Source organism: Micromonospora sp. NPDC047521, assembly GCF_055587305.1.
Window position 1 is genome coordinate 218,825 of sequence record NZ_JBVJGN010000007.1, and the last position, 26,993, is coordinate 245,817.

General features: G+C 72.6%; 24 protein-coding genes. 11 read left to right on the top strand and 13 right to left on the bottom strand.

The window, feature by feature from the left end; all coding sequences use genetic code 11:
- Positions 1–36: 36 nt before the first annotated feature.
- From ACZ6N8_RS18040 to ACZ6N8_RS18050, 3 genes are all read left to right on the top strand, one after another.
- Positions 37–1,611: an FAD-dependent oxidoreductase gene (locus ACZ6N8_RS18040; protein WP_466011217.1), complete on the top strand. Its 1,575-nt coding sequence runs from the start codon at positions 37–39 to the stop codon at positions 1,609–1,611.
- A gap of 220 nt (positions 1,612–1,831) precedes the next feature.
- On the top strand, positions 1,832–3,553 hold the full coding sequence (locus tag ACZ6N8_RS18045; protein ID WP_466011219.1) for a coiled-coil domain-containing protein: 1,722 nt from the start codon (positions 1,832–1,834) through the stop codon (positions 3,551–3,553).
- Positions 3,554–3,693: 140 nt separating this feature from the next.
- A complete protein-coding gene (locus ACZ6N8_RS18050) occupies positions 3,694–5,883 on the top strand; it encodes a dihydrolipoyl dehydrogenase family protein (protein ID WP_466011220.1) in 2,190 nt (729 codons plus the stop codon).
- 24 nt (positions 5,884–5,907) lie between these two features.
- On the opposite strand, the gene ACZ6N8_RS18055 is transcribed toward ACZ6N8_RS18050, so the two are convergent.
- Together ACZ6N8_RS18055 and ACZ6N8_RS18060 are read right to left on the bottom strand one after the other, a co-directional pair.
- Positions 5,908–7,248, bottom strand: a complete 1,341-nt coding sequence (locus tag ACZ6N8_RS18055; RefSeq protein WP_466011221.1) for a hypothetical protein — start codon at positions 7,246–7,248, stop codon at positions 5,908–5,910.
- A 5-nt stretch (positions 7,249–7,253) separates the two neighbouring features.
- The gene (locus ACZ6N8_RS18060) at positions 7,254–7,718 is read right to left on the bottom strand and encodes a cupredoxin domain-containing protein (RefSeq protein ID WP_466011223.1); all 465 of its coding nucleotides are present in this window, start codon (positions 7,716–7,718) and stop codon (positions 7,254–7,256) included.
- 124 nt (positions 7,719–7,842) lie between these two features.
- Between ACZ6N8_RS18060 and ACZ6N8_RS18065 the strand changes: the two genes are divergently transcribed.
- Positions 7,843–8,646: a copper resistance protein CopC gene (locus ACZ6N8_RS18065; RefSeq protein ID WP_466011224.1), complete on the top strand. Its 804-nt coding sequence runs from the start codon at positions 7,843–7,845 to the stop codon at positions 8,644–8,646.
- 268 nt (positions 8,647–8,914) lie between these two features.
- On the top strand, positions 8,915–11,749 hold the full coding sequence (locus tag ACZ6N8_RS18070) for a ricin-type beta-trefoil lectin domain protein (RefSeq protein ID WP_466011225.1): 2,835 nt from the start codon (positions 8,915–8,917) through the stop codon (positions 11,747–11,749).
- 66 nt (positions 11,750–11,815) lie between these two features.
- Here the strand turns inward: ACZ6N8_RS18070 and ACZ6N8_RS18075 are convergent, their stop codons facing one another.
- Positions 11,816–12,202, bottom strand: a complete 387-nt coding sequence (locus ACZ6N8_RS18075) for a DUF2267 domain-containing protein (protein ID WP_466011226.1) — start codon at positions 12,200–12,202, stop codon at positions 11,816–11,818.
- Positions 12,203–12,366: 164 nt separating this feature from the next.
- Between ACZ6N8_RS18075 and ACZ6N8_RS18080 the strand changes: the two genes are divergently transcribed.
- The 4 genes from ACZ6N8_RS18080 to ACZ6N8_RS18095 all read left to right on the top strand — a co-directional run bounded on the left by ACZ6N8_RS18080 (position 12,367) and on the right by ACZ6N8_RS18095 (position 14,449).
- Complete coding sequence (locus ACZ6N8_RS18080) at positions 12,367–12,699, top strand: nuclear transport factor 2 family protein (protein WP_466011228.1); 333 nt, start codon at positions 12,367–12,369, stop codon at positions 12,697–12,699.
- A 29-nt stretch (positions 12,700–12,728) separates the two neighbouring features.
- Entirely contained in the window at positions 12,729–13,565 is an 837-nt protein-coding gene (locus ACZ6N8_RS18085; RefSeq protein ID WP_466011230.1) for an SDR family NAD(P)-dependent oxidoreductase, read from the top strand.
- Between the two features lie 135 nt (positions 13,566–13,700).
- Positions 13,701–14,030: an STAS domain-containing protein gene (locus ACZ6N8_RS18090; protein ID WP_364364073.1), complete on the top strand. Its 330-nt coding sequence runs from the start codon at positions 13,701–13,703 to the stop codon at positions 14,028–14,030.
- Positions 14,030–14,449, top strand: coding sequence for an ATP-binding protein (locus tag ACZ6N8_RS18095; RefSeq protein WP_466011232.1), 420 nt, complete (start codon positions 14,030–14,032; stop codon positions 14,447–14,449). The genes ACZ6N8_RS18090 and ACZ6N8_RS18095 overlap by 1 nt, the downstream gene beginning before the upstream one ends.
- Before the next feature lie 18 nt (positions 14,450–14,467).
- Here the strand turns inward: ACZ6N8_RS18095 and ACZ6N8_RS18100 are convergent, their stop codons facing one another.
- A complete protein-coding gene (locus ACZ6N8_RS18100) occupies positions 14,468–15,994 on the bottom strand; it encodes a PP2C family protein-serine/threonine phosphatase (RefSeq protein WP_466011234.1) in 1,527 nt (508 codons plus the stop codon).
- Positions 15,995–16,159: 165 nt separating this feature from the next.
- Here ACZ6N8_RS18100 and ACZ6N8_RS18105 point away from each other — a divergent pair, with 165 nt between their 5' ends.
- Entirely contained in the window at positions 16,160–16,537 is a 378-nt protein-coding gene (locus tag ACZ6N8_RS18105) for a nuclear transport factor 2 family protein (RefSeq protein WP_466011236.1), read from the top strand.
- A gap of 6 nt (positions 16,538–16,543) precedes the next feature.
- Here ACZ6N8_RS18105 and ACZ6N8_RS18110 read toward each other — a convergent pair whose 3' ends face one another.
- From ACZ6N8_RS18110 to ACZ6N8_RS18125, 4 genes are all read right to left on the bottom strand, one after another.
- Positions 16,544–17,074, bottom strand: coding sequence for an SUKH-4 family immunity protein (locus ACZ6N8_RS18110; protein WP_466011237.1), 531 nt, complete (start codon positions 17,072–17,074; stop codon positions 16,544–16,546).
- A gap of 40 nt (positions 17,075–17,114) precedes the next feature.
- Positions 17,115–17,597: a molybdenum cofactor biosysynthesis protein gene (locus ACZ6N8_RS18115; RefSeq protein ID WP_466011239.1), complete on the bottom strand. Its 483-nt coding sequence runs from the start codon at positions 17,595–17,597 to the stop codon at positions 17,115–17,117.
- Positions 17,598–17,712: 115 nt separating this feature from the next.
- Entirely contained in the window at positions 17,713–19,815 is a 2,103-nt protein-coding gene (locus ACZ6N8_RS18120; protein WP_466011241.1) for a PQQ-dependent sugar dehydrogenase, read from the bottom strand.
- A gap of 37 nt (positions 19,816–19,852) precedes the next feature.
- Positions 19,853–20,809 carry a LamG-like jellyroll fold domain-containing protein gene (locus tag ACZ6N8_RS18125; RefSeq protein ID WP_466011243.1) on the bottom strand — a complete coding sequence of 319 codons (957 nt, stop codon included), beginning with the start codon at positions 20,807–20,809 and terminating at the stop codon, positions 19,853–19,855.
- A gap of 132 nt (positions 20,810–20,941) precedes the next feature.
- On the opposite strand from ACZ6N8_RS18125, the gene ACZ6N8_RS18130 reads away from it, so the two are divergent.
- Positions 20,942–21,976: a LacI family DNA-binding transcriptional regulator gene (locus ACZ6N8_RS18130; protein ID WP_466011245.1), complete on the top strand. Its 1,035-nt coding sequence runs from the start codon at positions 20,942–20,944 to the stop codon at positions 21,974–21,976.
- 63 nt (positions 21,977–22,039) lie between these two features.
- Here ACZ6N8_RS18130 and urtE read toward each other — a convergent pair whose 3' ends face one another.
- The 5 genes from urtE to urtA form a co-directional block, all read right to left on the bottom strand.
- A complete protein-coding gene (gene urtE, locus ACZ6N8_RS18135) occupies positions 22,040–22,732 on the bottom strand; it encodes an urea ABC transporter ATP-binding subunit UrtE (protein WP_364364056.1) in 693 nt (230 codons plus the stop codon).
- Positions 22,732–23,565, bottom strand: coding sequence for an urea ABC transporter ATP-binding protein UrtD (urtD, locus tag ACZ6N8_RS18140; RefSeq protein ID WP_466011247.1), 834 nt, complete (start codon positions 23,563–23,565; stop codon positions 22,732–22,734). Before urtD ends, urtE begins: the two co-directional genes overlap by 1 nt.
- The gene (urtC, locus tag ACZ6N8_RS18145) at positions 23,562–24,695 is read right to left on the bottom strand and encodes an urea ABC transporter permease subunit UrtC (protein ID WP_466011249.1); all 1,134 of its coding nucleotides are present in this window, start codon (positions 24,693–24,695) and stop codon (positions 23,562–23,564) included. Before urtC ends, urtD begins: the two co-directional genes overlap by 4 nt.
- Entirely contained in the window at positions 24,692–25,579 is an 888-nt protein-coding gene (gene urtB, locus ACZ6N8_RS18150; protein WP_364364048.1) for an urea ABC transporter permease subunit UrtB, read from the bottom strand. Before urtB ends, urtC begins: the two co-directional genes overlap by 4 nt.
- Positions 25,580–25,654: 75 nt before the next feature.
- On the bottom strand, positions 25,655–26,899 hold the full coding sequence (gene urtA, locus ACZ6N8_RS18155; protein ID WP_466011250.1) for an urea ABC transporter substrate-binding protein: 1,245 nt from the start codon (positions 26,897–26,899) through the stop codon (positions 25,655–25,657).
- Positions 26,900–26,993 lie beyond the last annotated feature (94 nt).

Here is a 26,993-nt window from a genome sequence, read left to right on the forward strand (position 1 = left end):
TGGTGGGGCGGAACCGACCGGCAGAGGGAGAAACCCGTGGACGAGACATATGACGTGGTGGTGGTGGGCGGCGGCGCCGCAGGGCTCAGCGGGGCGCTGGCCCTGAGCCGGGCCCGCAGGTCGGTGCTGGTGATCGACTCCGGCGAGCCGCGCAACGCGCCGGCCGGCCACGTGCACAACTACCTGGGGCGCGAGGGCACCCCACCGGGCGAGCTGCTCGCGATCGGGCGGGGCGAGGTGGCCGGGTACGGCGGACGGTTCCGCACCGGCGCGGTGCGGACCGCCACCCGCGACGACGACGGATTCCTGCTCACCCTCGACGACGGGAGCGCCGTACGGGCCCGCCGGCTGCTGGTGGCGACCGGACTGACCGACGAACTGCCCGACGTTCCCGGGCTGGCCCAGCGGTGGGGCCGCGACGTGCTGCACTGCCCGTACTGCCACGGCTGGGAGGTGCAGGACCGGCGGATCGGCGTGCTGGCGACCGGGCCGATGGGTGTGCACCAGGCCGAGATGTGGCGACAGTGGAGCCCGCACGTGCTGCTCCTGCTGCACGACGCCCCCGCACCCGACGAGGAGACCGCCGAGCGGCTCGCCGCGCGGAGCATCGCCGTGGTGCCGGGGCCGGTCGCCGGGCTGGAGGTGACAGGGGACGCGCTGTCCGGCGTACGCCTCGCGGACGGCCGGGTGGTGGCGCTCGACGCGATCGTGGTCGCGAGCCGGACGGTTCCCCGCGCCGACCTGCTGGTCGGTCTGGGCCTGGCACCGGAGGAGGTGACGATGGGCGGGCACGTCGTCGGCACCCAGATCCCGGCCGACGCCACAGGCGCGACGACCGTCGCGGGAGTCTGGGTGGCGGGCAACGTGGCCGACATCCGCGGCCAGGTCATCGCGTCCGCCGCGGCCGGCCTCACCGCCGGCGCGGCGATCAACGCCGACCTGATCGCCGAGGACACCCGCGCGGCGGTGAGCGCCTACCGGGAGATGGTGGCCACGGCGTTCGAGGAGCCGGCGTGGGAGGAACGCTACCGGTCCCGGCCTGCGGTGTGGAGCGGCCGACCGAACCCGCAACTGGTCGCCGAGGCCGCCGACCTGAGCCCCGGACGGGCGCTCGACGTGGGCAGCGGCGAGGGGGCCGACGCGGTGTGGCTGGCCGAGCGCGGCTGGTCCGTCACCGCGGTGGACATCTCGACCACGGCGCTGGCCCGCGCCGCCGAGCACGCCGACACCGTCGGGGTCGGCGACCGGATCGAGTTCACGCACGCCGACCTGCGCGACAAGCCGCCGGCCGAGGACGCGTACGACCTGGTGTCGGCGCAGTTCATGCACCTGCCTCCGGAGCAGCGGCGGGAGCTGTTCGATCGGCTGGCCGCCGCGGTGGCCCCGGGAGGCACCCTGCTCATCGTCGGGCACCACCCGTCGGACCTGTGGACGTCGGCGCGGCGGATGCACCTACCGGACATGATGTACACCGCCGAGGACGTCGCCGCCTCTCTGGACCCGTCCCGTTGGGAGATCGTGACCGCCGAGGCCCGCCCGCGCGCCGCCACCGACCCGGAGGGCAATCCGGTCACCCTGCACGACGCGGTTCTGGTGGCCCGCCGCCGCTGAGTCCCACCGCCACGTGCGTCGATCATCAAGTTGTGCCAGGTGACAGAGCCGGCGGACGACGATCTTCCGGGCACCACCCGTCCACGATCGACGCAGGCGGGGACCGGGGTCGCGCGGGAGGCGGGGACGGGGCTTCGCACGGGGGTGGGCGCGGCGGTAGCGTTGCGCCACACTCACGGACCGCCGGCCCCCTGGCGCCCGATCGTACGGAGGATGGTGCATGTCCATCGGCGCTGAGCCGCTCGCAGTACGCGACGATGCGGCCTCTCGGCCAACCTTCGAGCTCGCCCTGCGCGGCTACGACAAACGCCAGGTGGACAGGCACCTGGAGCAGCTCGACGGCCAGCTCACCATGCTCAGCAAGGAACACGGGCGCTCGGCCGTGCGGGTCCGCGAACTGACCGCCGAGGTGCAGCGCCTGCGCGCCGAACTGGCCGAGCTCCAGGAGCAGCCGGTGCAGGTGGACCGGGCCTCCTTCCAGGATCTGGGCCCGATGGTGGGCGAGATAATGGCTCTCGCCGAGAAGCAGGCCGCGATGATCATCGAAACGGCCACCGACCGGGCCAACGAGCTGCGTACCGAGTCGGAGCGGATCCTGGTCGACACCCGCGAACGCGCCGCCCAGGCGCGCCAGGACCTCGCCGAGGAGCTGGCGAACCGACGCGCCGAGCAGGAGCAGGCCCACGAGGAGCGGCGCACCCTGGCCGAGGCCGAGCTGACAGCGATCCGCGAGCACGCGGAGCAGCTGCGCGTCGACGGTGAGACCGCGCACGAGCGCGCCCAGCACGAGGCGAAGCGGATCACCGAGCAGAGCGCGCAGCAGCTCAACCAGACCCGGGTGGCCGCCGACGCGTTGATGAAGTCGGCACGTACGCAGATCCAGCAGGAGCTCCAGGCGGCCCGGGCCAAGAACCAGCAGGAGATGGCGCAGTGGCAGGCCGGCGTGGAGCGGGAGGTCAACGAACGGCGGACCGCCGCCGAGCAGGAGATCGCCGAGCAGCGGGCCGCCGCCGAGCAGGAGCTGGCCGAGCAGCGCAGCGCCACCGAGCAGCAGATCGCCGAGTTGCTTGCTGAGGCGCAGCAGCACGTGACCGAGCTGCGCAACCGGGCCGACGAGCAGGCCGCCAGCCACCAGGAGCAGCTCGCCGCGTTGCAGCAGGAGATCGCGGAGCGTCGGCAGGAGGCCGCGGCGCTGAACGCCGAACTGGACACCGCCGGTCAGCAGCTCGCCGAGATCCGCGAGGAGGGCGAGACGCTGGAGAACGAGCTGTCCCGGATGCAGCAGCGGCTCAACGAGGTCCGCCGGGACCTCACCGCCGAGAGCGCCCGGCTGGAGGAGGCCCGCCGTGCCGGCGACTCCGCCGAGCGGCACGCCAAGGAGGTACGCGCCCGGGTGCAGAGGGAGGCCAAGCGGGTGGCTGACCTGGCCGCCGCCGCGGTGATGGCCGCGGCGGCCGGCGGGACGGAGACCGCCGAGTACCCGATGGTGGGCACGCGTTCCCACGCCGACCGGGCCACCTCCGACCGGTCCACGCCGGAGCGGCAGGGCGCCAACCTGATCAGCCTGGACCGCCCCGCCGTCGAGCCGCCCCCGGCCGACCAGACCCGCGCCGAGCAACCCACGCCCGACCCGGCCCGCGCCGAGCAGTCCACGGCCGACCAGACCCGCGCCGAGCAACCCACGCCCGACCAGGCTCGCGCCGAGCAGCAGGTCGACGAGCACGAGCGCGCCGCGCAACACGTAACCGAGCAGGCGCCCGTCGAGGGCCACGTCACTGCCGAGCCCGGTGGTTCGGACGCCGCCGACGAGCCGGAGGCCTCCGCGCCACCCGCCGACGCCCGGCCGACCTACCCGCGGCACATCGGCGCCGACGTACCGACGCCGGTGCCGTTCCTGGCGTTCGGGCAGCCGGTCAGCGAGAACGGCACGGCCCGACACTGACCGCCTGCCGCGTCGGCGGTGAGCAGGGCGGATTCCGGTCGGAACCGGCTCGACGGGTCGGCGGAGCTGGCAGGCTGGGCGGGTCGTCGCGCGCCGGCGGCGACCCGCCGGCCCGGCCCGGCGACCGAGAGGAGCGCCCGGTGACCGACGGACCGGAGGAGTTCGACCTGCTCGTCGTGGGCGGCGGCAAGGCCGGCAAGACGTTGAGCATGGACGTCGCGCGGTCCGGCCGGCGGGTGGCGATGGTCGAACGGGGCATGATCGGCGGCAGCTGCATCAACGTCGCGTGCATCCCGACCAAGGCGTTGGTGACCAGCGCCCGGGCTGCCCGCCAGGTACGCGACGCGAGCGCCCTCGGCCTCACCGTCGAGGACCCTCGGGTCGACGTGGACCTGCTGCGCGCGCACAAGCAGGACGTCGTCGAGGGGATGATCGCCGCCAACCGGCAGCAGTTCCTCGACTCCGGCCTGCACCTGGTGATCGGTACGGCCCGGTTCGTCGGCCCCCGGACGGTACGCGTGTCGTTGCCCGACGGCGGCGAACGGCTGCTGCGCGGCGCCGACGTGGTGATCAACACGGGTACGCGGCCGCACCTGCCCTCGGTTCCCGGACTGGCCGAGGCCGGGGTGCTGACCAGCGAGAGCCTGCTGCGCCTGGACCGGCTGCCGGCCCGGCTCGTGGTGCTCGGCGGCGGGACCGTCGGGGTGGAGTTCGCGCAGATGTTCGCGTCGTTCGGCAGCACGGTGACGGTGATCGAGGGCGGCCCCCAGCTGTTGAGCCGCGAGGATCCCGACGTGAGTGACGCGCTGCTGCGGGTGTTCCTGCACGACGGCATCGACGTACGCGTCGCCGTGTCGGTCGCCCGGCTGGACCGCGACGCCGACGGCGCCGTCCGGGTGACCCTTGACGACGGCAGCCTGGTGGCAGGCGACGACGTGCTGGTGGCGGCCGGCCGGGATCCGGTCACCGACGGGCTCGGCCTGGACGTCGCCGGCGTCCAGCTCGACGAGCGGGGCTTCGTGGTGGTCGACGAGCACCTGCGCACCACAGCCGAACGGACCTGGGCGGCAGGGGACGTCGCGGGCAGCCCCCAGTTCACCCACGCCTCGCTCGACGACTACCGGATCGTCCGGGCGAACCTCGCGGGCGAGCGCCGGAGCACCGCCGGGCGGCTGATTCCGTACACCGTCTTCACCACCCCGGAGCTGGCTCGGGTCGGTCTCACCGAGACCGAGGCGCGTCGCGCCGGGTACGACATCCAGGTGGCGCGTCTGCCCGTCGCGGCGATCCCCCGGGCGCGGACCCTGCGCCAGACCGCTGGCGTGTGGAAGGCGGTGATCGACGCCGGCACCGACCGGATCCTCGGCGCCGCGCTGCTCGGCGCCGAGGCCGGGGAGGTGATCACGTCGGTGCAGCTGGCCATGCTCGCGGGGATGCCGTGGACCGCCCTGCGGGACGCTGTCATCACCCACCCGACGATGGCCGAGGGCCTGAACCTGCTCTTCGCCTCGCTCCAGGCCCGCCCGGTGCGGTGTGGGACGCCCGCCTCACGTACCGGCGATCTCGTCGCGGACCCGCCGCTGGAAGGCGCGAGCCTGACCTCCGGTCGGCGGTGGTCCACCGTGTCGCGCCGCGATCGCCTGGCGGACCACCTCGGACGCGTCGCCGCCGTCGATGAGTCGCTGCCCCGCCGCCGCCTTCGCCAGCCAGACACCGTCGCGGTGGCGCACCAGCGATCGGCAGGCGCCGAGCACGGCGTCCTCGGCGCCCGGCGCGGGCAGGTCGTCGGACGGGGTCGGCAACGCGAGCCACCAGGACAGCGCCTCGATGAGCAGTCGACGCAGGTCGGCCGGGGCCAGGTCGGCGAAGACCTCCCCCGCCGGTGGCCCGAGCAGCGGCAGGCCGCTCTGGTGCAGGATGCCGCGGTCCAGTCCGTACCAGAAGCGGCCGTCGGTGGCGGGCCGGTCGGCGGGGTCCAGCGTGCACCGGAACGGCATGGTCGCCCCGGTGTTCAGCTCGACCTCGAAGCCCGGCTCCGGGGTGCCCGACGCCGCCACCGCACGGCGGTAGACGACCAGTTCCAGCCCGCGCGCCGGGCAGGGCAGCGCCTCGTGCCGCAGCCGCGCCACCAGCGCCCGCTTCGCCACCTCGGTCAGCGGACCGGCGCTGACCAACGCCACGTCGACGTCGCTGCGCCCGGCCTGGTACGCGCCGAGCCCCACCGACCCGGCCGCGTACGCGCCGACCAGCTCGGTGCCGAGCACGTCCCGGGCGGCGGCGACCAGGTCGTCGAGATACTGCTGAAGATCGGAGTCCACGAGCCATCCTGACGCACGGCTCGGGACCGGGTCGGGTCACCCCGCGTAGAGCAGCAGCAGTCCGGCGACGGTGTAGGCGACCATCAACGCCAGCAGCGGCAGCTGGCCGGCGACCGCCCGGGCCCTGGGGAACAGGTACAGGGCGCGATCGTGGGCGAGCAGGGTGCCGAGCAGGTGCCCGAGGATGATCACGGTGATCTGGAGGGTGGCGACCCCGGAGGGCGTGACCAGTCCGGTGTGCGGCTGCCAACCGGCCGTGCCGAGCCAGTTCGCGCCGGTGCCGAGGGGGTCGGACAGCAGCGCGACGGTGCGCTGGCCCTCCAGGATCAGCAGCGAGTAGTAGTGCGCCACGACGTACCCGACCGCGATCGGCACGATGGAGTGGGCGATCTCGCCGGGTACGGCACGGGCCTGGGCGGGGCCGGCGCGGCCGATCCGGGCCGCGGCCCCGGTGGCGGCGAGGTACGCGACGGCGACGGCACCGATGACCAGGACCAGCCCGGTGCTGCCGGTGACCACCCGGGGCAGCCCGTTCTCCTGACTGAAGCGCAGCCATCCGGGCGCGTTGGAGAGGCTGTCGTACATCGTGGAGCCGAGCAGCACGACCACCACGGCGACCAGCCCGGGACGGGGTCGCAGCCCGGCGATGCCGTCGAGGGGGTTGCGCCACACAAGCACGCCGTCGTCGGCGCGGCCGATCGGCGCGAGCTGACCGATGAGCGTGCTGTACGTCTCGAACGGGTCGGCCCGGTCGAACCATCCGGCGCCGAACAGCGCGGCCCCGACCAGCATGACCGTCGCGTACGCGGCCAGCCAGACGGTGATGACCGGCAGGGTGGCCCTGTCGGGCGCGACAAGCTCCAGCCAGACGAACCCGAACAGGGTGCCGGCGGCCGGCCAGATGCCGACGCCGGCCGGCAGCTCCCGGATGCCGCGCCGTGGATCGCGTCGGGCGGCGAGCGCGGCGAGCAGGTGCAGGGTCCGCAGCGGGTTGACGGCCCGCCAGACCGGGCCGAGCAGCAGCGACACGGGTGCCAGCCCGACCCAGAGCAGCACGTAGAGCGCCCCGGCGGTCGGGTTGTCGGCGGTGTCCGGTCCGGCCAGCAGGCCCAGGCAGAACCAGGCGGCGGCGAGCAGGCCGAGGCCGCGCAGCACCCACCGGAACGCGGGCGCGTCGACGAGGCCGGCGAACCATCGGGGCACCGGGCGGCCACCTGTCGCGTCCCGGTCCAGTCGCGGCTCACGCCAGAGCAGACCGAGCGCGAGGAACGTGACGACGAGGGTGAGCGCGGCGGCGACGACGAGTTGCGGCAGCGTGATCGGCAGGTCCTGCCGGCCGCCGACGCCGTGCGCCAGCAGCGCGGGATCGGCGGTCATTCCGCTCAGCGGACGACGAGCTGGGCCAGCACCAGCTCGGTCTCGTGCGTCTCCACCTCGAACAGCCCGGTCTTGTCGGCGCGGAACTCGACCGAGCCGGGGGTGCCGGCCGGCAGTCGGGCGCCCAGGTCGTACCCGTGCACGTGCAGCTCGTCAGGCACGTCGGAGGTGACGGTGATCCGGACCAGCTCGCCCTTGGCGACGGTGACCCGGCCGGTCGGCGGATCGACCCGCCGCTTGGTGATCCGCAAGATGATCTCAACGTCCGCGCTCGGGATGCTGGTGGTGGCGGCAGGTGTCGGACTGGCCGCCGCGGTGGTGGCGCTCGGCGACGCGGCGGCCGTCGTCGGCGTCGAGGAGGTCGCCACGGACGGGTCGTCGCTCTCCCCGCAACCGGCGGCGAGCAGGGTGGCGAGCAGGCCGGCGGCGAGGGCGCCGCAGGTGCGGAGAGCGGGGGTACGGACGGGCACGGGCGGACTCCGAACGACGCGAGGGGGACGGGGGTGGAACTGATCGTCGGGGATGAGAACTCTACGTCTTGTTCGGCGACTGGGAAATGACCATGATGAACGAATGCGATCGAGGCTGGTCACTGTGCGTAGGGTCCTGAGCCGGGTCGCGGCCGCGGTGGCCGCGACGGCCGTGGTGTCGTTGGCACTGCCCGCCGCTCCGGCGTCCGCGCACGGCCAGCTGGCGACGTCCACCCCGCTGACCGGCACCGTGGTACGCGAGCCGCTGACCCAGCTGGCGTTGTACTTCACCGAGAAGCCGGCCCCGAACGCGCACTTCACCATCACCGGGCCGAACGGCTCGCGGGTGGACAACGGCTGGTCGTTCGGTGAGCCGAAGCGGCTGGACAAGCCGGTCACCGAGTACTTCATGGTCAACGGCGTGTTCGAGCCCCGGCTGTACCACACAGGCTTCCCGGCCATGGTGACCGTGGCGCACTGGCCGGCGAAGGGCCGCTACACCGCCAGCTACCTCTCCGTCGCCACCGACGGCGAGGCCGTGCGGGGCGACGTCACGTTCGACTACCAGGGCCCGGGCACTGCCGCGCCGGCCGGTTGGTCGGCGCCCACGAACGGGCCGGAGCCGGCTCTGCTGGCGCTGGCCGAGGGCGACCACTCGGCCGTGACAGCCGCACCGGCGACGACCGGCGCGCCGGTGGCCGGGCCTACCGCTCCCCCGGCGGACGGTGGCCTGCCGCCCTGGCTGCTCCCGGCCGGCGTGGTGCTCGTCGTCGGCGCGATCGTCGTGGTGGCCGCCCGGCGCAAGCCCGCCCCGGGCCGGTCGAGCGGCGCCGCCCGTCGGCCCGCCGGCACCACCCGCCGGCCGGGTGACGCCGTGGGTCGCAAGGGCGGCACGAGCGGTAAGCCGGCTCGCCGCGGCCGGCGCTAGGACCGCCCGACAGTCCACCCGACACACCTGACGGTTCAGCGCGTCCGGCCCCGACTTTCGTACGAACATGTGGAACTTTTGATGTATCGACGCGAAGCCATGGACACCGCAATCGAAACCCCTTAATGTCTCGACCCATCAACCCCGGTGTTTCCGGATCGTCACTCGTCGGCGTCGAGGACGTTTCGGAGCCGGGCCGGCGGCCACCGCCTCACACCACTGCTTCGCACGCCGGCCGTCGGACACTCCGATCCCTCCTGGAGGAACGATGGGCACACGGCTGCTACGCCGACTCCGCAGTCCCCTCCTGGGTGCGCTGGCACTCGTCCTCGCCGGCGGCCTCTGGGCCACCCCGGCCAGCGCCGCCCCCGAGCAGGAACCGGGCGTCACCCTGCGCGTCTTCGACGTACAGGTGCCGCTCTCCGAGATCTGCACGCTCAAGCCCGCGCAGACCCCGAACGTGGACAAGCTGATGTCCACGATCAACTGGACGTCGACCGCCGACTTCGGCTTCGACAACTACTTCGTCTCGCAGGTTCTCGGCAACATCACCATCACCCAGGCCGGCAGCTACACGTTCCGGCTCAGCAGCGACGACGGGTCCAAGCTGGCGATCGACAACAGCGTGGTGATCAACCACGACGGCCTGCACGGCGCCACCCCGCCAAAGGAGGGCACCGTCACCCTCGCCGCCGGTCTGCACCCGCTGCGCATCGACCACTTCGAGCGCGACGGTGGGCAGCAGATCACCCTGGAGTGGCGCACGCCCGGCTCGTCGTCCTTCGTGGTCGTACCGAACTCGGTGCTGAGCACCGACAAGGGCGTGGTGCGGGTGACCGCGCCGGGTCGCAAGGAGTGCGAGGGCGTCACCGACTCCCCCGGCGACGGCCTGCCGCTGACCGGCGTGCACCCCGGCTACACGCTGACCAACCTGCGGCCCAGCGGCTTCCAGCCGAAGGTGACCGGCATGGACTGGCTGCCCGACGGCCGGCTGGTCATCTCGACCTGGGGCGGCAGCGACCAGTCCGGCACGTCCCAGGACGGCGAGGTGTGGATCCTCGGCAACACCGGCGGGGCGACGACCCCGGGCGCGGTGACCACCAAGAAGATCGCCGGTGGCCTCAAGGAGCCGATGGGGCTCAAGGTCGTCGACGGGGTGGTCTACGTCTCGGAGAAGCAGCGGTTGACCCGGCTGGTGAGCACCACAGGTGACGAGGTGGCCGAACGTCTGGACACGGTGGCCACCTGGCCGTACGGCGGGAACTTCCACGAGTTCGCGTTCGGCCTTCTCTACCAGGACGGGTTCTTCTACCTGAACCTGTCGGTGTCGATCAACTCCGGTGGCGCGACCACCAACCCGCAGCCCGCCGTCAACCGGGGCACCACCCTCAAGGTCAACAAGGACACCGGCGCGGTCAGCTACGTCGCCGGCGGCCTGCGCACCCCGCACGGCATCGGATGGGGTCCGGAGGGTGGCATCTTCGTCACCGACAACCAGGGCGGCTGGCTGCCGTCGTCCAAGCTGCTGCACGTCAAGCAGGGCCGCTTCTTCAACCACTACACCAACCCGGCTGGCCCGTTCGACGCCAACCCGGTCACCGCGCCGGTGCTCTGGATGCCGCAGAACGAGATCGCCAACTCGCCAAGCACCCCGATGTACCTGACCAGCGGCCGCTACGCCGGTCAGTTCGTCATCGGCGACGTCACCTACGGCGGTCTCCAGCGGGCGTACGTGGAGAAGGTCAACGGCGAGTACCAGGGCGCCCTGTTCCGGCTCACCCAGGGTCTGGAGGCGGGCGTCTCCGAGGTCAACGTCGGTCCGGACGGCGCGATCTACGTCGGCGGGCTCGGCGCGGGCGGCAACTGGGGCCAGACCGGCAAACTGTCGTACGGCCTGCAGAAGCTCACCCCGAACAGCACCACGGCGTTCGAGATGCTCGCCATGCGGGCCACCACCGCCGGGTTCGAGGTGGAGTACACCCAGCCCGTGTCGGCGGAGACGGCAGCCGACCTGGCCGCGCACTACAAGATCAAGCAATGGCGGTACGTGGCGACGTCGAGCTACGGCGGCCCGAAGATCGACGAGGAGACGTTGACCGTCACCTCGGCCACCCTCTCGGCCGACGGCAGGAAGGTCACCCTCGCGGTCGACGGCCGCAAGGCCGGCCGGGTGGTCCACCTGCGCTCGCCGCGCCCGTTCACCTCCACCAGCGGCCAGTCACTGTGGAGCACCGAGGCGTGGTACACGCTCAACGCCATCCCGGGTGTCACCCCGCCGCCCGGTGGCGGGACCAACCTGGCGCTCAACAAGGCGGCCACCGCGGACAGCTCCTGCTCGACGACCGAGAGCCCGGCCAAGGCCGTCAACGGCAGCGTCTCCGGCGGCAACGGCGACAAGTGGTGCTCCAAGGGCACCACGAAGTACCTCCAGGTCGACCTGGGCGCCCCGTACGCGGTGAACCGGGTGGTGGTCAAACACGCCGGCGCGGGCGGTGAGAACACCGCCTGGAACACCAGGGACTTCACGATCGCGTCCAGCCCCGACGGCACGACCTGGACCACCCGGGCCACGGTGACCGGCAACACGGCGAGCACCACCACACACGACGTCGTCGCTGCGGGCACCCGCCACGTCCGGCTGGCCATCACCGCACCGACCAGCACCACCGACCCGGCAGCCCGGATCTACGAACTGGAGGTGTACGCGAGCGCCGGCGGCGCCGCGGGCAGCATCACGGGTGTCGGCGGCAAGTGCCTGGACGTGGACAACGCCGGCACCGCCGACGGTACGAAGATCCAGCTCTGGACGTGCAACGGCACCGGCGCCCAGTCGTGGAGCCGCGTCGGGGACACCTACCGGGTCCTCGGCAAGTGCCTGGACATCGACAACGCGGGCACCGCCGACGGCACCAAGGTGCAGTTGTGGACGTGCAACGGCACCGGCGCGCAGGTGTGGCAACCGCAGGCCGACGGGTCGATCCGCAACCCGCAGTCGGGCAAGGTCCTGGAGGCCGCCGGCGCGGGCACCGCCGACGGCACCCAGATCCAGATCGGCACCAACTCCGGTGGCGCGCACCAGAAGTGGGTGGTCAACGCCAGCTAGAGCCGACGGCGGGGTCCGGCCGGTCGACGGCCGGGCCCCGCCCACGGCGGTCGACCCGACGCGTGGTCAGGGGCCGTGCGGCAGCGGCTGGGCCAACGCCCGCAGGTCCGCCGGGAGTTGGGACAGCGCGTCCTCGAACTCCCGGTGCCCGACCACCCGGTGCATGGTCTGGAGCACCGCCCGGGTGCCACGCTCGGCGGCGGACCGGTCGACGCCGGCGCGGTCGGCCACCCGGCGCAGGAACTCGTCGAACCCGAACGCGTCAGGCGCCTCGGCGGCCTTGACCAGCAGCGGGCTCAGCTCGGGGGCCAGGTGGGGGGCGAGCGCGGCGGCCTCTCCGCCGCTGAGCCGCTCGGTGAGGGTGCGCAGGACCGCCTCGGTCAGCGGGCGCGCCTGCTGCGGCGACACACCCGCCCGTGCGGCAACCTTGTCGACGAACGTCAGCTCGGCCATGCCCCCGCCTCTCGTTCCGGAAACGCGTGGCTACCCGGGTCGACCAGCGGCAAACCAGGCGCGTTCTGTTCGTTGCTCCGCACGGCTCCGACCCGGTCTCGTACGGTGGGGTGGACCGGGAAACAGCGGCCGCCCGAGAGTGGCCCGCGGCGCAGGAGGAGCAGATGGCGGTCGACCTGCCCGAGGTGCTCGACAGGTACTTCCGAGCCGTCGACGACGCCGACCTGGACGCCTTCGTGGCGTGCTTCGCCGACACGGCGAGCGTGGCCGACGAGGACCGGCTGTACGAGGGGCGGGCCTCGATCCGCTCGTGGCGGCAGAAGTCGATGGACGCGTACTCGTACACGGCCGAGCCGTTGCGGGTGACGCCGCAGGCGGGCGACTCGTACCAGGTCCTCGTCCGGGTGAGCGGCACCTTTCCCGGCAGCCCGGTCGAGCTGCGGTACCGGTTCACGCTGCGCGACGGTCTGATCGGCGCGCTGGACATCCGCCCGTAGGTTCGTGCACCCCACCAGAGGAGACGGCTTTGTCGCGGGTCTGGATGGTCACCGGCTGTTCCACGGGTCTCGGTCGGGCACTCGCCGAGGCCGTGCTGGCCCACGGCGACCGGCTGGTCGCCACCGCGCGCAACCCGGCACAGCTCGCCGATCTCACCGACCGGTACGGCGACCAGGTCCGGACGGTGGCCCTGGACGTCACCGACGCGACCGCCGCCCGCAGCGCGGTCGACGACGCGGTGGCTGTCTTCGGGAGCCTGGACGTCCTGGTCAACAACGCCGGGTACGCCGACGTCGCCGCGATCGAGGACATGCCGCAGGACGCGTTCCGCGCCCAGGTCGAGACCAACTTCTTCGGGGTGGTCAACCTGTCCCGCGCCGCGCTGCCGGTGATGCGCGGGCAGGGGGGCGGGCACATCGTGCAGATCTCCAGCGTCGGCAGCCGGGTGGCAAGCATCGGGCTGGGCGCGTACCAGGCGGCCAAGTGGGCGGTCGGCGGCTTCTCCGCGGTGCTCGCGAGGGAGGTCGAGTCGTTCGGGATCAGGATCACCGTGGTCGAGCCGGGCGCCCTGCGCACCGAGTGGGCGGGCTCGTCGATGAGCGCGTTGCCGATCAGCGAGCCGTACCGGCCGGTCATCGAGCCGGCCGTCGAGCGCCTGCGCAGGGCCAACGGCAGCCAGCCGGGCGATCCCCAGCGGACCGCTCGGGCGATCATCCGGATCAGCCGCATCGATGACCCGCCCGCGCGGCTGCTGCTCGGCGCCGACGCCGTGGCGGCCGCCGCAGCGGCTGCCGACGCCCTCGCCGCGTCCGACGCCCGGTGGCGCGACCTGAGCGAGTCGATCGCCTTCGACGCCGCGCCCTGACCCGCCGCCGGCCGGCCGGACGGCCAGGAACGGACCGTTGTTGATCACCGCCGAACGGACGACACGGTCCGTCGGGTGGGGGGTGGCATGATGTGCCGACAACGGCCGTCGCAACCAGGAAGGGTGTTGCTGCCGATGCCCCACTTCGAGGCCCGGACGTCCACCGCACCCGGGCGGATCGTGGTCACCCTGACCGGCGAGTGCGACCTGGCCGCCCGGGACGAGCTGACCGCCGTGCTGGCCTCGGCGGTGCGCGGCGCGCCGGTCGTCGTGGTCGACGTGGGCGGGTTGCGGTTCCTGGACTCCACGGGCCTGCACACCCTGGTGACCGCCCACCAGTCCGCGCGCGGCGACGGTAGGCGGCTCTACGTGGTCAACGCCGACGGCGCGGTCGCCGAGGTGCTGGACATCACAGGCGTGGGCGAGCTGCTGAGCCCACCCGCCGACGAGCAGGTGGCCGGCTGATGCCGGCCGACCGGCGGGAGATCGTGACCGAGCAGGACGCGTCCGCCCCTGTCACGGAAACCATGTCGTACCAGGTGGCGACGGATCTGCGGGCGTTGCGCGCCTTCGTCTGTGCCGGCGCGTCGGCCCGGGGTCTGGCACCGCAACGAACGGAGCTGCTGGCGCTGGCCGTGAGTGAGCTGGCGACCAACACGTTGCAGCACACGACCGGCGGCGGCCAGGTCCGGCTCTGGGCCGAGGCGGGCCACCTGGTCTGCGACGTCATCGACCAGGGCCCGGCGCGCGCGCTCGGTCGGCCCATGCCGGCCGCCGAGGCGGTACGGGGGCGCGGCCTCGCCATCGTGGAGCAGGTCTGCGACGAGGTGGCGTTGTTCGGCGCGCCGGAGGGCACTGTCGTACGGATCCGCTTGGAGCTGTGACCCGGCCGGGTGGTCGGGTCAGGGCCGCACGCGCACGGCCAGGGTGCAGGTGTCGTCGTCCGGGTTGGGGTGGTGCAGCAGCTCCCGCAGCCGGCCGAGGGCCGGCTCCCCCGGCCCGGCGGTGAACGCGGACAGCGTCACCACCACCTGCTCCAGCGGGGCGTCGGCGGGCACCCGCCGCTCCACCAGCCCGTCGGTGTAGAACAGCACCAGGTCACCGGGGCGCAGGCGTGCCGCGCGCACCCCGTACGCGGAGGCGGCGCCGGCGCCCAGCAGCAGACCCGGCGGGAGGTCGAGCGGGCCGGTTTCGCCGGCGCGGGACAGCAGCGGCGCCAGGTGCCCGGCGCGTGCCCAGCACAGCTCCCGGGTCGCCGGGTCGTAGACGGCGACGACAGCGGTCGCGGTGATCGCGAGCTGCCCGCACAGACGGTCGAGGTGACCGACCAGCTCCGCCGGGTCGTGGATGCCGATGGACAGCCAGGCCACCAGGGCGAAGCGCAGGTGCGCCATCCCGCTTGCCGCGTCGAGCCCGTGACCGGCGACGTCGCCGACGGCGAGCACGACGGTGCCGTCCGGCAGGGTCTGGGCGTGGTACCAGTCCCCGCCCACGCGGGCCGCGCTCTCCGCCGGCTGGTAGGTGACCATCGCCTCCAGGCCGGCCAGCCCGAACACGTCGCGGGGCACCGGCTGGATCAGGTTCTGCAACTGTCCGGCCAGCCGGTGCTCGGCGAGCGCAGTGGTCTCCCGGGTCCGGAGCTGGTCGCTGAGCTGCTCGATGGCGGTCCGCGAATCCACCCGCGCGGTCACGTCCTGCACCACGGCGTGGATCTTCAACGGTGCGCCGGCCGCGTCCCGGGAGGCGTCGGAGAGGATCCGCAGGTACTTCACCGAACTCGGCGCCTGGAACCGGACCGTGACATCGGAGGACGCCCCGCTGTCCAGCGTCTGCCAGGCCACCTCGCCCAGCATCTGGTCGTCCGGGAGCATGGCCGCCGCCTGCTCGGCCCGGGACAGCGGACCGAGCGACGGGTCCCGCTCGAAGATCCGGTACATCCCCGGTGACCACTCGCTGACCCCGCTGGCCAGGTCGTACTCGGCCCAGCCGAGGCTGCCCAACAGCTCGGTACGCGCCACCCTCCGCTGGTCCTCGTCCAGCCGGCGCCAGGCGACCAGCAGCCCGCCGAGCACCCGGTCCACCCGCACGTCGAACAGCGACTCGGCGACGACGCCCGTGCTCTCCTCCGAGTACCGGAAGTCGGCAAGCCGGCCGGGCGTTCCGGTGGCGAGCACCTCCTGGTACAGCTGCCAGAGTGGACCGTCGACCATGCTCGGGTACAGCTCGCTGAGCAGAAGGCCGACCCGGCCGACCCCGCGGCCGTAGATGTCCTGCCCGCTGGTGGCCTCGATCCGGAAGTCGGCGACCACCCCGGCGTCGCGCACCGGCCGCAGCCAGCTGCACCCGGCCGGGACGACCGCGAGGACCTCACGGACGACGTCCTCGACGCGGGGCGCCGGGTCGGCGGCCCGCGCGCCTCGGTCAGTCACGCCAGCAGCCTAGTGCTCCGACCGGGAACGTCTACCGGGTCGGCGGGGCGGGCGTCCGGCGGCGACGCGCCCGCGATCCGCACGTGGGCGGGCCGTCCTGCTGCCACAATGCGGACAGCCCGGTCGGACGATGGCCCCGGGTGGACCCGATCGGGAGGACGGCCCATGCCGGACAGTGAACGCGAGGCGGAGCTGCTCGATGCCGAGCGCACCCTTCAGGCCGCCCAACGGGCCGGTGACGTCGCAGCCCTCGACCAGTTGCTCGTCGACCAGTTGATCGCCATCGGTCCGGACGGCCGCGTGTACCGCAAGGAGGACGACCTGGCCGCGTACCGGAACCGCACCTCGGTGATCGAGGAGTTGGTGGAGGAGGAGTTGGACCTGCTCGTGGTCGGCTCGACCGGGGCGACGTTCTTCCTGGGCCGGGTGGCAGGCGTGTTCGACGGGGTGCGGATGTCGGCACGCCTGCGCTACACACGGACCTGGGTCCACGACGACCCGCACGGCTGGCGGGTCCTCGCCGCGCACATCAGTCCGGTCTGACCGCCGTCACGGGGTCTCGTCCTCCTCGTCGTCGAGCAGGCCCTGCTCGTCGAGGAACGCGAACCACCTGTCGTCGGCCGGGGTCAGCTCGGCGTAGCCCGGGCCGAGCGCGTAATAATCCACGAAGGAGCCGAGGTCGGGGGCCAGTTCCTCGAACGCGTCCGACATGAACCACTCGGTGCCGGTCGGCGGGAAGTACCAGACGGCGCCGGTGCCGCGGTCCAGGAAAATCGGGTCGTCGCCGCAGGTGCCGATCACCAACCAACCCGCCCGGTCGTCGGGGATTGCCGAGAAGTCCGGCGCGTAGTCGAGGTGGTACTGGATGCCGGCGAGGGTCGACGTGGACGCCAGCTCGACCCGGCCGGCCCGCAGGCCGTCGGTCACCAGCAGCAGGTCCCGCAGGTCGGCCGGGAGGCCCGCGGGCACCGAGTCGATAGCGGCACCCTCGCCGAAGTGGGCGTACTCCAGGCTCGCCGGCTCGTCCTCGACCAGGTCGGCCCGCAGTTCCCCGATGAGCTGACGAAGCTCGGGAGTCATTCCACCACCTCCGGATGATCCTGTGCTGTCCCCGGACGGCTCACGCGCGCACCGGCCCGACGGTGATCTCGACCGGACCGACGCGCAGGGTGCCGTCGTCCAGGGGCGTGCACCTGATGCCGCCTGTGGTGCGTAGCGCCTTCCACGCCCCCGGGCCGACTGTGACGTCCATCCAGGCGCACGGCCGCGCGGCGCGGTTGACCCGCAGGCTGACCGGGCCGTCTCCGGAATCCAGCACCAGCACCCTGCCGATCAGCTCGTCCACCGCGATGCCGCTGGTCAGGATGTTGCGGCGGACCTCCGCGAGACCGACACCCGCCGGCAGGGACTCCTGGGCGATGACTGTCACGCTCGCGTCGCGGTGCGCCGGCTGGCCGAAGTAGCGGTCGCCGACGATGCCGAGGCCGGACCGGATGCGGACCACGTCGACCAGTTCGCCGGGCGGGGCCGGGGCCGGGCCGTCGGCGGGCCGGCCCAGGAAGCGGTGCACGGGCGAGGCCAGCAACTCGACGATCTCCGGCATGGCAGGGATTCTACGAACCGGACCGGGTTTTCCGGGGCCGGTCGGCGGACACCGGCGCCGGGCGTGCCCGGTGGGGACGGCCGTGCGAGCACGCCGATCCCACCGGGCACGGCGCTCAGGCCGGGGCGCCGGTGACGGTGAGGTCGCGCAGTCGGCCCACGTTGTCGAACGAGCCGAAGCCGACCCGCCCGGATCCGAAGGTGGTGTCCCTCGCGGTCAGCAGCGGATCGCGGTGCCCGTCGACGTACACCGCGATCTCACCGGTGGCCGGCAGGTGCACCACCCGGACGCGGTGCCAGTCGGCGTCGGTGATCGCCGGGTTGGCCCCGCGCGAGCGACCGTTCCACTGGTGGTCGATGCGTTCCCGATCGGCGTTGTCGACCTTGAAGATGCCGTTGTGCGGGTAGATCGTGTTGTCGGTGGAGAGGTGGGCGTAGTAGAACTCGGTGTCCGAGCGCCAGCCGAAGACGATGATGACGTCCCGGTTGGTGACCTCCACCGGGGTGTCGAGTCGTACCCGGGCGTCGATCTGGACGGACGACCAGGTCGGGCCGGCGGTCAGCACGGCGTACTCGAAGGGTCGGCGCGGTCCCGGCCGGCTCTCCCCGGCCTCGGCGAGGATGACCTGGTCGCGGGTGAACCGCCACTTCGCCGGCGTCACCGGCGCCCAGTTGGCGGCGCCGGCGGTACGACGCAGGGTGCTGTGCCCGACGTCGCCGCCGGCGAACTCCCTCGTCCCGGTGACCTTCCAGACCTTGCCGTTGGCCTTCGCGACGAGGTACAGCTCGCCTGCGGCGTCGGTGCCGAAGCGCAGGTCCACCCGGTTGGGGTCGCCGGGCGCGCCCGGCGCGGACAGGTCGCGCATCCGGACCGGGGTGCCCGAGGTGTCGAACAGCGCGAGTTGATGGATCGTGGCCAGATCCCGGCCCCGGCGCATCTCGTTCGCCTCGGTGTAGAGCACCCGGCCGTCGACCAGGTCGCCGAAGACGTACCTGCCGCGCAGCGCGGGCAGCGCCCGCCCCCGGTAGACGAACCCGCCGGCCACCGCGACACCGACGTCGTCCGTGCAGTTCCAGCCGGCGGCGGGGTCGTGGTCGTACGCGGCGACGGGGTACGTGTAGCCGTACCTCTCGTCGTCGGCGGGCAGCGGGAGCAGCCGGTCGCAGGGGTTCGTGGCCGCCTTGTCGAAGACGTACGAGCCCTCGCGCTCGCTCCAGCCGAAGTTGTCCCCGGCGCGGACCTCGTAGATCGCCTCGACGGCGTGCTCGCCGATGTGCCCGAGGTACATCCGTCCGGTGGCCCGGTCCCAGCTGAACCGGTGCGGGTCGCGGAAACCCACTGCGTAGATCTCGCCGAGCGCGCCGGCCCGGCCGACGAACGGGTTGGTGGCGGGGATGCCGTACCGCCCGTTCGCGGAGTCGGTGCCGCGCGGGTCGATCCGCAGCAGCTTGCCGTGGGGCAGGGCCAGGTTCTGCGGATCGGTGTTGCGCGCGCCCTGGCCGCCGTCGCCGACGGCGAGGTACAGCAGGCCGTAGTCGCGGTCGTGGCGCCTGGCCGTCGGGTTGAAATTGATCTCCTGGATGCCGTGCACCTGACCGCCGAAGCCGATGCGCAGCACCTCGCGGTGCGTACCGGCGAAGGTGGCGGCAGCCGGGTCGGTCGCCGTCCACTCGGTGATGACGCCGTGAAAGAGCGTGTTGGGCTGGGCGTAGTCAGGCGTCGCCGTCGTCGTCGACGCCAGCTCGGTGTGGATGGTGTAGAAGCGGCCGTTGGTGCCGAACTCCGGGTGGAACGCGACGTAGCCGAAGCCCTGGCCCAGCCCGCGACCGGAGAAGAACCGCGGCGCGAACGTGGCCGCCACGTCCAGGTAGACGTGCGGCACGCCGCCCTCGACCAGGTAGAGGTTGCCGTTGAGGTCGGGCACCGCCCGCCGGCCGGAGCCGTCGGGCAGCTCCATGATGGTGTTGATCCGGGCGGTACGCATGAGTCGCTGGTCGGTAGGTGCCGGCGTGGGGTACGACTGCGGGAAGCTGGCGTACTCGCTCAGGACCAGGCCGAGCCGGGACTGGATGGGCATCTCGGGGATCGGGTCGTACACCGCGTCGGCGGCGCGGGCGGGGGTGGCGACCAGGGTGGACAGGACCAGCACGAGGGCGGTGAGGCCGGCCCTCAGGGCGGGCCGGCGGGCTCCGCCGGGGCGGCGGTACAGGGTGCGCACGCGTGTCTCCTTCTCGGTGGGACGGTGCCGAGGGTGGTCAGCGAGCCAGGTGGCGGTACTGCCTCCGTACGTCGTTCGCGGAGACCACGCTGTCGAGGAACATCAGCCCGTCCATGCGGCAGTCGCACGGGTTGCGTTCCAGCGTGTTCTGGGGGAAGCTCCCGCCGATCTTGATGCCCCGGGGGTCCGAGGCGGTGGTCACGTGCGGGCCGGGGCCGGACACGAGCCACGGGTCGTCGGTGCGGGTGTAGAAGCCGTCCACCGGCTCCCCGTCGCGGTACAGGGCGAGGGCGCCGGTGCCGAAGTCGAAGGTGGCGGCCAGGTGCACCCACTCCCCCGCCGGCAGCAGCTCGCGCCAGTTGCGGGTCGCGGCGAAGGTCTGGGAGTTTCCGCCGTCGAGGCGTCGGCCGAGCGCGACGAGGCGCAGTTCCCCGTCGACGTCGATCAGCTCCAGCAGGGCGCGGACGCCGTGGCCGTCGGAGTCGCCGGTCAGCACCCCGGCCAGGCCTATCGCGTTGTACCTGTCGTCCGGGTCGGCGGTGGTGGTGTTGGGCAGCGGGCTGTCCATGTTCAGCTTGAACCAGCCCATCACCGTCGTGCCGCCGGTACCGGCGAAGGCGCGCAGCGTCCGCACTCCGCTGGCCGACCAGGTGCCGGCCTTCCAGTCGTCGTTGCCGGCGACTGCGGGATCGACCTGCCGGGTCTGCACCGCGTTGCGGCTTCCCCGGTAGGCGCGGTCGGGCACCCGCATGGCGGCGCCCCCGTTGACCAGCTCGATCTCGGTGCCGGAGCGGCCCTGGTCGCGTTCCAGCGCGGGGTCGCCGGGCACCGGATGGTCGAAGTCGTACGCGGCGACCAGGTGCGCGCGCAGGGCCGGGTGGACGTCGTGGGAGATGCTCCGGTCCGCCTGCGCGGGCGGCGCTCCGGTGCCGGTCAGCGCGCCGATCGCCAGCAGGGAGACGGTGGCGACGGCGGCTCGTCTGGCCCTGGACATCGCGTTCACCTCGTTTCGCGGCACGGCGGTGCCGGCTACGTAAGCGCTTACGTAAGCGCTTACGTACCCTAGGCTTCGATGAACGTCACTGGCAATAGATCGGGTGACATGGATGTTTGCGGGGAGTTGCGGATGCCCAGGGCCAACCAGCGACCGCGCCTCGTGGACGTCGCCGAACACGCCGCCGTGTCGTTGGCGACCGCCTCGCGCGCCCTCGCCGGCCGCGACGGCGTCAGCGCCGAGGTGGCCGACCGGATCCGGCGGATCGCCAGCGAGCTGGGCTACGTCGCCAACCCGTACGCCCGCACCCTGGCCGGCGGCGCCCGCTCCACCGTCGGCCTGATCGTCCACCAGGTCGACGACCCCTACTTCTCCGAGATCTCCGCGGGCGTCATCCACCTCGCCGCCGAACAGGGACTGCTGGTGCAGATCTGCCAGTCCGGCCGGGACCCCGCCTACGAGCTGCAACAGCTGCGCCACCTCATCGCCCAACGGGTCGGCATCATCCTGATCAGCGGCTCGGGCTACGACGACCCCCGGGTGGAGACCGAGGCCCGCGCCGAGCTGGCGGCCTTCCAGGAACACGGCGGCCGGGTCGCCGCCATCGGGCGGCACGCGCTCGGCGTCGACGCCGTCCTACCGGACAACGAGGCCGGCGGCTTCGCGCTCGCCGAACACCTGATGGACCTCGGCCACCGACGGATCGCCGTCGCCGCGGGCAGCGCCGGCCTCACCACAGTCGCCGACCGGCTCGCCGGCGTGTCGACGGCCGTACGGCTGCGCGGGGCGTACGGCGCCGACCTGGCCGTCGTGCACAGCGACTTCACCCGAAGCGGTGGGCGCGCGGCCACCGAGCAGATCCTCAACGAGCACCCGGAGACCACAGCGATCGTCGCGCTCAACGACGCCATGGCGATCGGCGTGCTGTCGACGCTGCGGTCCCGCCGCGTGGCGGTACCGGCGCGGATGTCGGTCGTCGGCTTCGACGACGTCTCCGTGGCGGCCGACCTCGCCCCCAGCCTCACCACCATCCGCCTGCCGATGACCGAGATGGGCCGCACGGCCCTCGCCCTCGCCCTCAAACCCCGCTCGGCGCGGCCCCGCCGCCGCCGGACCGGGCACCTGCTGGTCGTCCGCGACTCGACAGGGCCCGCGCCGACGAGCTGACCGCAATGCCCCACCACGGCGGAACGACTTCTGGCACGGTCGAGGTGTCCACCGGGTCGCGGCTCAGACCGCCAGGGCCGCCCGGACCTCGCGTTCGGCCGTGACACCGCCGTCGCCACGCGAGGTGACCCGACCGGACTCCAGCACGTGGTAGCGACCGGCCACCCGCAACGCGAAACCCAGGTGCTGCTCGACGAGCAGCACGCTGAAGCCGGGCTGCCGGGTCAGCTCGACGATCCGCTCCTGGATCTCGGTGACCACCGACGGCTGGATGCCCTCGGTCGGCTCGTCGAGCATCAGCAGCCGCGGACGGGTGATCAGGGCGCGGGCGATGGCCAACTGCTGGCGCTGACCGCCGGAGAGCAGACCGGCCCGGCGCCGCAGCAGCGGGCGCAGCGCCGGGAACAGATCAAGCGCCTCCGCCGTGGCCACCGCGCCGTCGCGCCTGCCGTCGGCGACCAGCCGTAGGTTCTCCGCGGCGGTCAGGTGCGGGAAGCACTGCTGCCCCTGCGGGACGTACGCCATCCCGCGCGCCACCCGTTCGTGCGGCCCGAGGCGGGTGACGTCCTCGCCGTCCAGCTCGACGACGCCGGCGCTCGGGCGCAGCAGCCCGGCGGCGACCCGCAACAGGGTGCTCTTGCCGGCGCCGTTGTGCCCCAGCACCGCGGCCACCCCGTCGGGCGGGACGGCGAGGTCCACCTCGTGCAGCACCCGGGAGCGCCCGTACCCGGCGTGCACCCCGCGCAGCGTCAGCATCATGCCTCCAGAGCCGTGGGGGCCGACCCGGCGTCGACCGGGTGGCCAAGGTAGACCTCCTGCACGCGCGGGTCCGCCTGGACCTGCGCCACGGTGCCCTCGCTGAGCACCCGACCGGCGTGCAGCACCGTGACGCTGCGCGCGAACCGGCGCAGGAAGTCCATGTCGTGCTCGATCACCACCACTGTGCGGTCCCGGCTCACCGTCTCCAGCAGGGCGCCTGTCGCGTCGCGCTCCTCGTGGCTCATCCCGGCGACCGGCTCGTCGAGCAGCAGCAGCCGCGCGTCCTGCACCAGCAGCATGCCGATCTCGAGCCACTGCTTCTGGCCGTGCGCGAGCGTCCCGGCGAGCTGCTCGGCGCGCGCGGCCAACCCGATGGTCTCCAGCGCGGCGGCCACCTCGGCGGGCACACCCCGTCGGCGACGGGCCAGGGTCGCCCAGCCGCGCCGGGCGCCCGCCGCGATGTCGAGGTTCTGCACCACCGACAGCTCCTCGAAGACCGACGACGTCTGGAACGTGCGTCCGACGCCGAGCCTGCTGATCCGGTGCACCGGGCGACCCAGCAGCTCGTGGTCCCCGAAGCGGACCGAACCGGTGGCCCGGACCAGCCCGGTGATCGCGTCGACGAGTGTCGTCTTGCCGGCGCCGTTCGGCCCGATCAGGAACCGGATGTCACCGGCGGGCACCTCCAACGAGACGCCGTCGACGGCGGTGAAGCCGTCGAAGCTGACCCGCACGTCGCGGACGGACAACCCGTCCAGCCGCCCGTCGCTCATGCCGTGCTGGCTGGGCATGCGCTCACGGCCCTCGCTGCGCTCGGTGCGTTCGCTCATGCCGCCGGCACCTCCGTCCGCCCGACGCGTCGCCGGGCCAGCGCCCACAGCGACGCCAGGCCGCCGGGCAGGAACGCGACGACCACCACGAAGAGCAACCCCTGAAGGTACGTCCAGGTGCCCGGGAAACGCTCCGACAGAGCGGTACGCGCCCAGGCCACCGCGACCGCGCCGAGTACCGGCCCGAGCAGTGTCGCCCGGCCACCCACCGCGACGCCGATGACGAACTCGATCGACGGGACGATGCCGATCAGCGCGGGCGAGATGATGCCCACCGCCGGCACGAACAGCGCCCCGGCCAACCCCGCCATACCTGCCGCCACGACGTACGCGACGAGCTTGACCGACGCCGGGTCGTAGCCGAGGAAACGGACCCGCTCCTCGCCGTCGCGGACCGCCACCAGCAGTTCGCCGTAGCGGCTGTGGATGAGTTGACGGGCCAACGCGAGCAGGGCCAGCAGTGTGCCGGCGATGATGAGGTAGACCATCCGCTTGTTGACCGGGTCGTCCAGGTCGTACCCGAAGAAGCCCTTGATGTCGGTGAGCCCGTTGGTGCCGCCCGTGGTGCCCTGCTGCCCGATCAGCAGGATCACCATCGCGGCGGCGAGGGCCTGGCTGAGAATGGCGAAGTACGCCCCCCGGACCCGGCGACGGAACACCAGCGAGCCGAGCCCGAAGGCGACCGCCATCGGCAGCAGCACCGTGGCGGGCAACGCGAACCACGGGCTGGCGAACGGCCGCCACCACAGCGGCAGTTCGTCGAGCTGCCCGTACAGCTGCATGAAGTCGGGCATCCCACCGGGACCCGCGTCGGCGAGCTTGAGGTGCATGGCCATCGCGTAGCCACCGAGGCCGAAGAAGACGCCCTGGCCGAGGGTGAGCATGCCGCCCCGACCCCAGGCGATCCCGATGCCGACCGCCACCATGGCGACGCAGAGGTACTTGGCGAGCAGGGCCAGCCGGAAGTCCGACAGCACCAGCGGGGCGACGGCGAACAGCAGCGCCGCGCCGAACGCGAACCCGGCCGCCGTCCGCAGCCGCGAACGGGCCGGGACCCGACCCGGGGGTGGGTCGCCGGGTGACGCGGCACGGGCGGTGGTGCCGGGCGGCGCGGGTGTCACGGCGGTCATGCGAGGCTCCTGGTCCGCAGGGTGAACAGGCCCTGAGGTCGCCACTGGAGGAACGCGACGATCGCCACGAAGACGATCACCTTGGCGACGCTGAGGGTGGTGAGGTACTCCCCGGTGGCCTGGAGCACCCCGAGGGCGAAGGCGACGAGCACGCTGCCCTTGAGCTGCCCGATCCCACCGACCACGACGACCAGGAAGGCGTCGATGATCAGGTTGGTGCCCATGGTCGGGCCGATCGGGCCGAGCAGGGTGAGCGCCACCCCGGCGAGCCCGGCCAGGCCGGAGCCGACGAAGAAGGTCGTCCGGTCGATCCGGGAGGTGGCGATGCCGGACACGGCGGCGAGGTCACGGTTCTGCACCACCGCGCGGATGCGCCGCCCCAGTGGGGTGAGCCGCAGCGCCAGGGTGAGCGCCGCGACGGCGGCCAGCGCCAGGGCCAGGATGAACAGCCGGTTGGTGGCGATGGTCAGCCCGCCGGGCAGCTCCACGTTGCCGGTGAGCACCTCCGGCGCGCGGGTCTGCACGTTCGGGCTGCCGAACACGTCCCGGGCCAGTTGTTGCAGCATCAGGGACACACCCCAGGTGACCAGCAGGGTGTCCAGCGGTCGGGCGTAGAGCCGGCGGATGAGCAGGACCTCCAACAGAACGCCCATCGCTCCGGCGACCACGAACGCCACCGGCAGCGCCACCAGCAGCGACAACCCGGCCCCGGTGATGCTCTGTTGCAGGACGTAGGTGGTGTACGCGCCGGCCATGATGAACTCACCGTGCGCCATGTTGATCACGTTCATCTGGCCGAACGTCAGCGCCAGCCCGAGCGCGATGAGCAGCAGCACCGCGCCGATGCTGATGCCTGTGAAGAGTTGACCGAAGAGGACTGTCACGGTGGGTACTCCGTACTGCTGGTCGGGTGGCCCGGGCGGTACGCGCGGCGACGCGTCCCGCCCGGGCCGGCGTCGTCAGCTCAGGCCGCTCGCCCACGGATAGGTCTTCAGGTACGGGTCGGGCTGGACCGGCTTGCCGGAGTTCCACACCTCGGTGATCAGCCCGTCCGCGCCGATCTTGCCGATCCGGGCGGTCTTGGCGATGTGCTGCGTCTCCCCGTCGACGGTGACCAGGCCCTCCGGCGCGTCGAAGGTGATCCCGTCCGAGGCGGCGCGGACCTTCTCCACGTCGAAGGCGCCGGCCTTCTCCACCATCGCCTTCCACAGGTACACACCGACGTAGGCGGCCTCCATCGGGTCGCTCGTCGGCTTGTCGGCGCCGTACTTCGCCTTGTACGCGGCCACGAACTTCGAGTTCGCCGCGCCCGGCGTGGTCTGGTAGTAGTTCCAGGCGGTCAACTGGCCCTGGAGGTACTGGGTGCCGATGCCCTTGACCTCCTCCTCGGCGATCGACACGGACACCACAGGCATCGCGGTGGCGCTCAGCCCGGCCGACTTGTACTCCTTGAAGAACGCCACGTTGCTGTCGCCGTTGAGGGTGTTGAACACGGCGTCCGCGCCTGACGATTTGACCTTGTTGACGATCGTGCCGAACTCGGTCGACCCGAGCGGCGCGTAATCCTCGCCCCGTACGGCCATCCCGTTCGCCGTCGCGTACGCCTTGATGATTTTGTTGGCCGTACGGGGAAAGACGTAGTCACTGCCGACCAGATAGACCGACTTCACCCCCTGCGACTTGAGGTAGTCGAGCCCGGGGACGATCTGCTGGTTCGTCGTCGCTCCGGTGTAGAAGATGTAGGGCGACTGTTCCAGGCCCTCGTACTGCACCGGATAGAACAGCAGCGCCTTGTTCTTCTCGAACACCGGCTTGACGGCCTTGCGGCTGGCCGAGGTCCAGCAGCCGAAGACGGCGGCGACCCGGTCCTCGGAGATGAGCTTCTCGGCCTTCTCGGCGAAGGTGGGCCAGTCCGAGGCCCCGTCCTCACCTACCGGCTGGATCTTCCTGCCGAGGACGCCACCCGCCGCGTTGATCTCCTCGACGGCCAGCATGATGGAGTCGCGGACGGTGACCTCGCTGATCGCCATGGTCCCCGACAGTGAGTTGAGCAGGCCCACCTTGACGGTGTCGCTGGAGACGTCCGCGCTGACGCCGGCCGCGCCGCCCTCGTCGGTGGTCTTGCTGCCGCACGCGGTCATCGCGGCCGCGGCGATGAGGGTCATGGCACCCGCCAGGATTCGGCGGCCCCGGAACAGTGACATCTATTCTCCCTGCGGTGCGCTCAAGTGGCGAATGGACGGTCGGTGCGGTCCGTTGGAACTGTCGGCGATGCCGAGGTCGACGGGTGGACGCCAC

Coding starts and splice junctions, on each gene's coding strand:
- ACZ6N8_RS18045 (WP_466011219.1), top strand. CDS start 1,832: ATGTCCATCGGCGCTGAGCCGCTCGCAGTACGCGACGATGCGGCCTCT.
- ACZ6N8_RS18055 (WP_466011221.1), bottom strand. CDS start 7,248: ATGACCGCCGATCCCGCGCTGCTGGCGCACGGCGTCGGCGGCCGGCAG.
- ACZ6N8_RS18070 (WP_466011225.1), top strand. CDS start 8,915: ATGGGCACACGGCTGCTACGCCGACTCCGCAGTCCCCTCCTGGGTGCG.
- ACZ6N8_RS18075 (WP_466011226.1), bottom strand. CDS start 12,202: ATGGCCGAGCTGACGTTCGTCGACAAGGTTGCCGCACGGGCGGGTGTG.
- ACZ6N8_RS18080 (WP_466011228.1), top strand. CDS start 12,367: ATGGCGGTCGACCTGCCCGAGGTGCTCGACAGGTACTTCCGAGCCGTC.
- ACZ6N8_RS18090 (WP_364364073.1), top strand. CDS start 13,701: ATGCCCCACTTCGAGGCCCGGACGTCCACCGCACCCGGGCGGATCGTG.
- ACZ6N8_RS18095 (WP_466011232.1), top strand. CDS start 14,030: ATGCCGGCCGACCGGCGGGAGATCGTGACCGAGCAGGACGCGTCCGCC.
- ACZ6N8_RS18105 (WP_466011236.1), top strand. CDS start 16,160: ATGCCGGACAGTGAACGCGAGGCGGAGCTGCTCGATGCCGAGCGCACC.
- ACZ6N8_RS18110 (WP_466011237.1), bottom strand. CDS start 17,074: ATGACTCCCGAGCTTCGTCAGCTCATCGGGGAACTGCGGGCCGACCTG.
- ACZ6N8_RS18115 (WP_466011239.1), bottom strand. CDS start 17,597: ATGCCGGAGATCGTCGAGTTGCTGGCCTCGCCCGTGCACCGCTTCCTG.
- ACZ6N8_RS18125 (WP_466011243.1), bottom strand. CDS start 20,809: ATGTCCAGGGCCAGACGAGCCGCCGTCGCCACCGTCTCCCTGCTGGCG.
- ACZ6N8_RS18130 (WP_466011245.1), top strand. CDS start 20,942: ATGCCCAGGGCCAACCAGCGACCGCGCCTCGTGGACGTCGCCGAACAC.
- urtE (WP_364364056.1), bottom strand. CDS start 22,732: ATGCTGACGCTGCGCGGGGTGCACGCCGGGTACGGGCGCTCCCGGGTG.
- urtD (WP_466011247.1), bottom strand. CDS start 23,565: ATGAGCGAACGCACCGAGCGCAGCGAGGGCCGTGAGCGCATGCCCAGC.
- urtC (WP_466011249.1), bottom strand. CDS start 24,695: ATGACCGCCGTGACACCCGCGCCGCCCGGCACCACCGCCCGTGCCGCG.
- urtA (WP_466011250.1), bottom strand. CDS start 26,899: ATGTCACTGTTCCGGGGCCGCCGAATCCTGGCGGGTGCCATGACCCTC.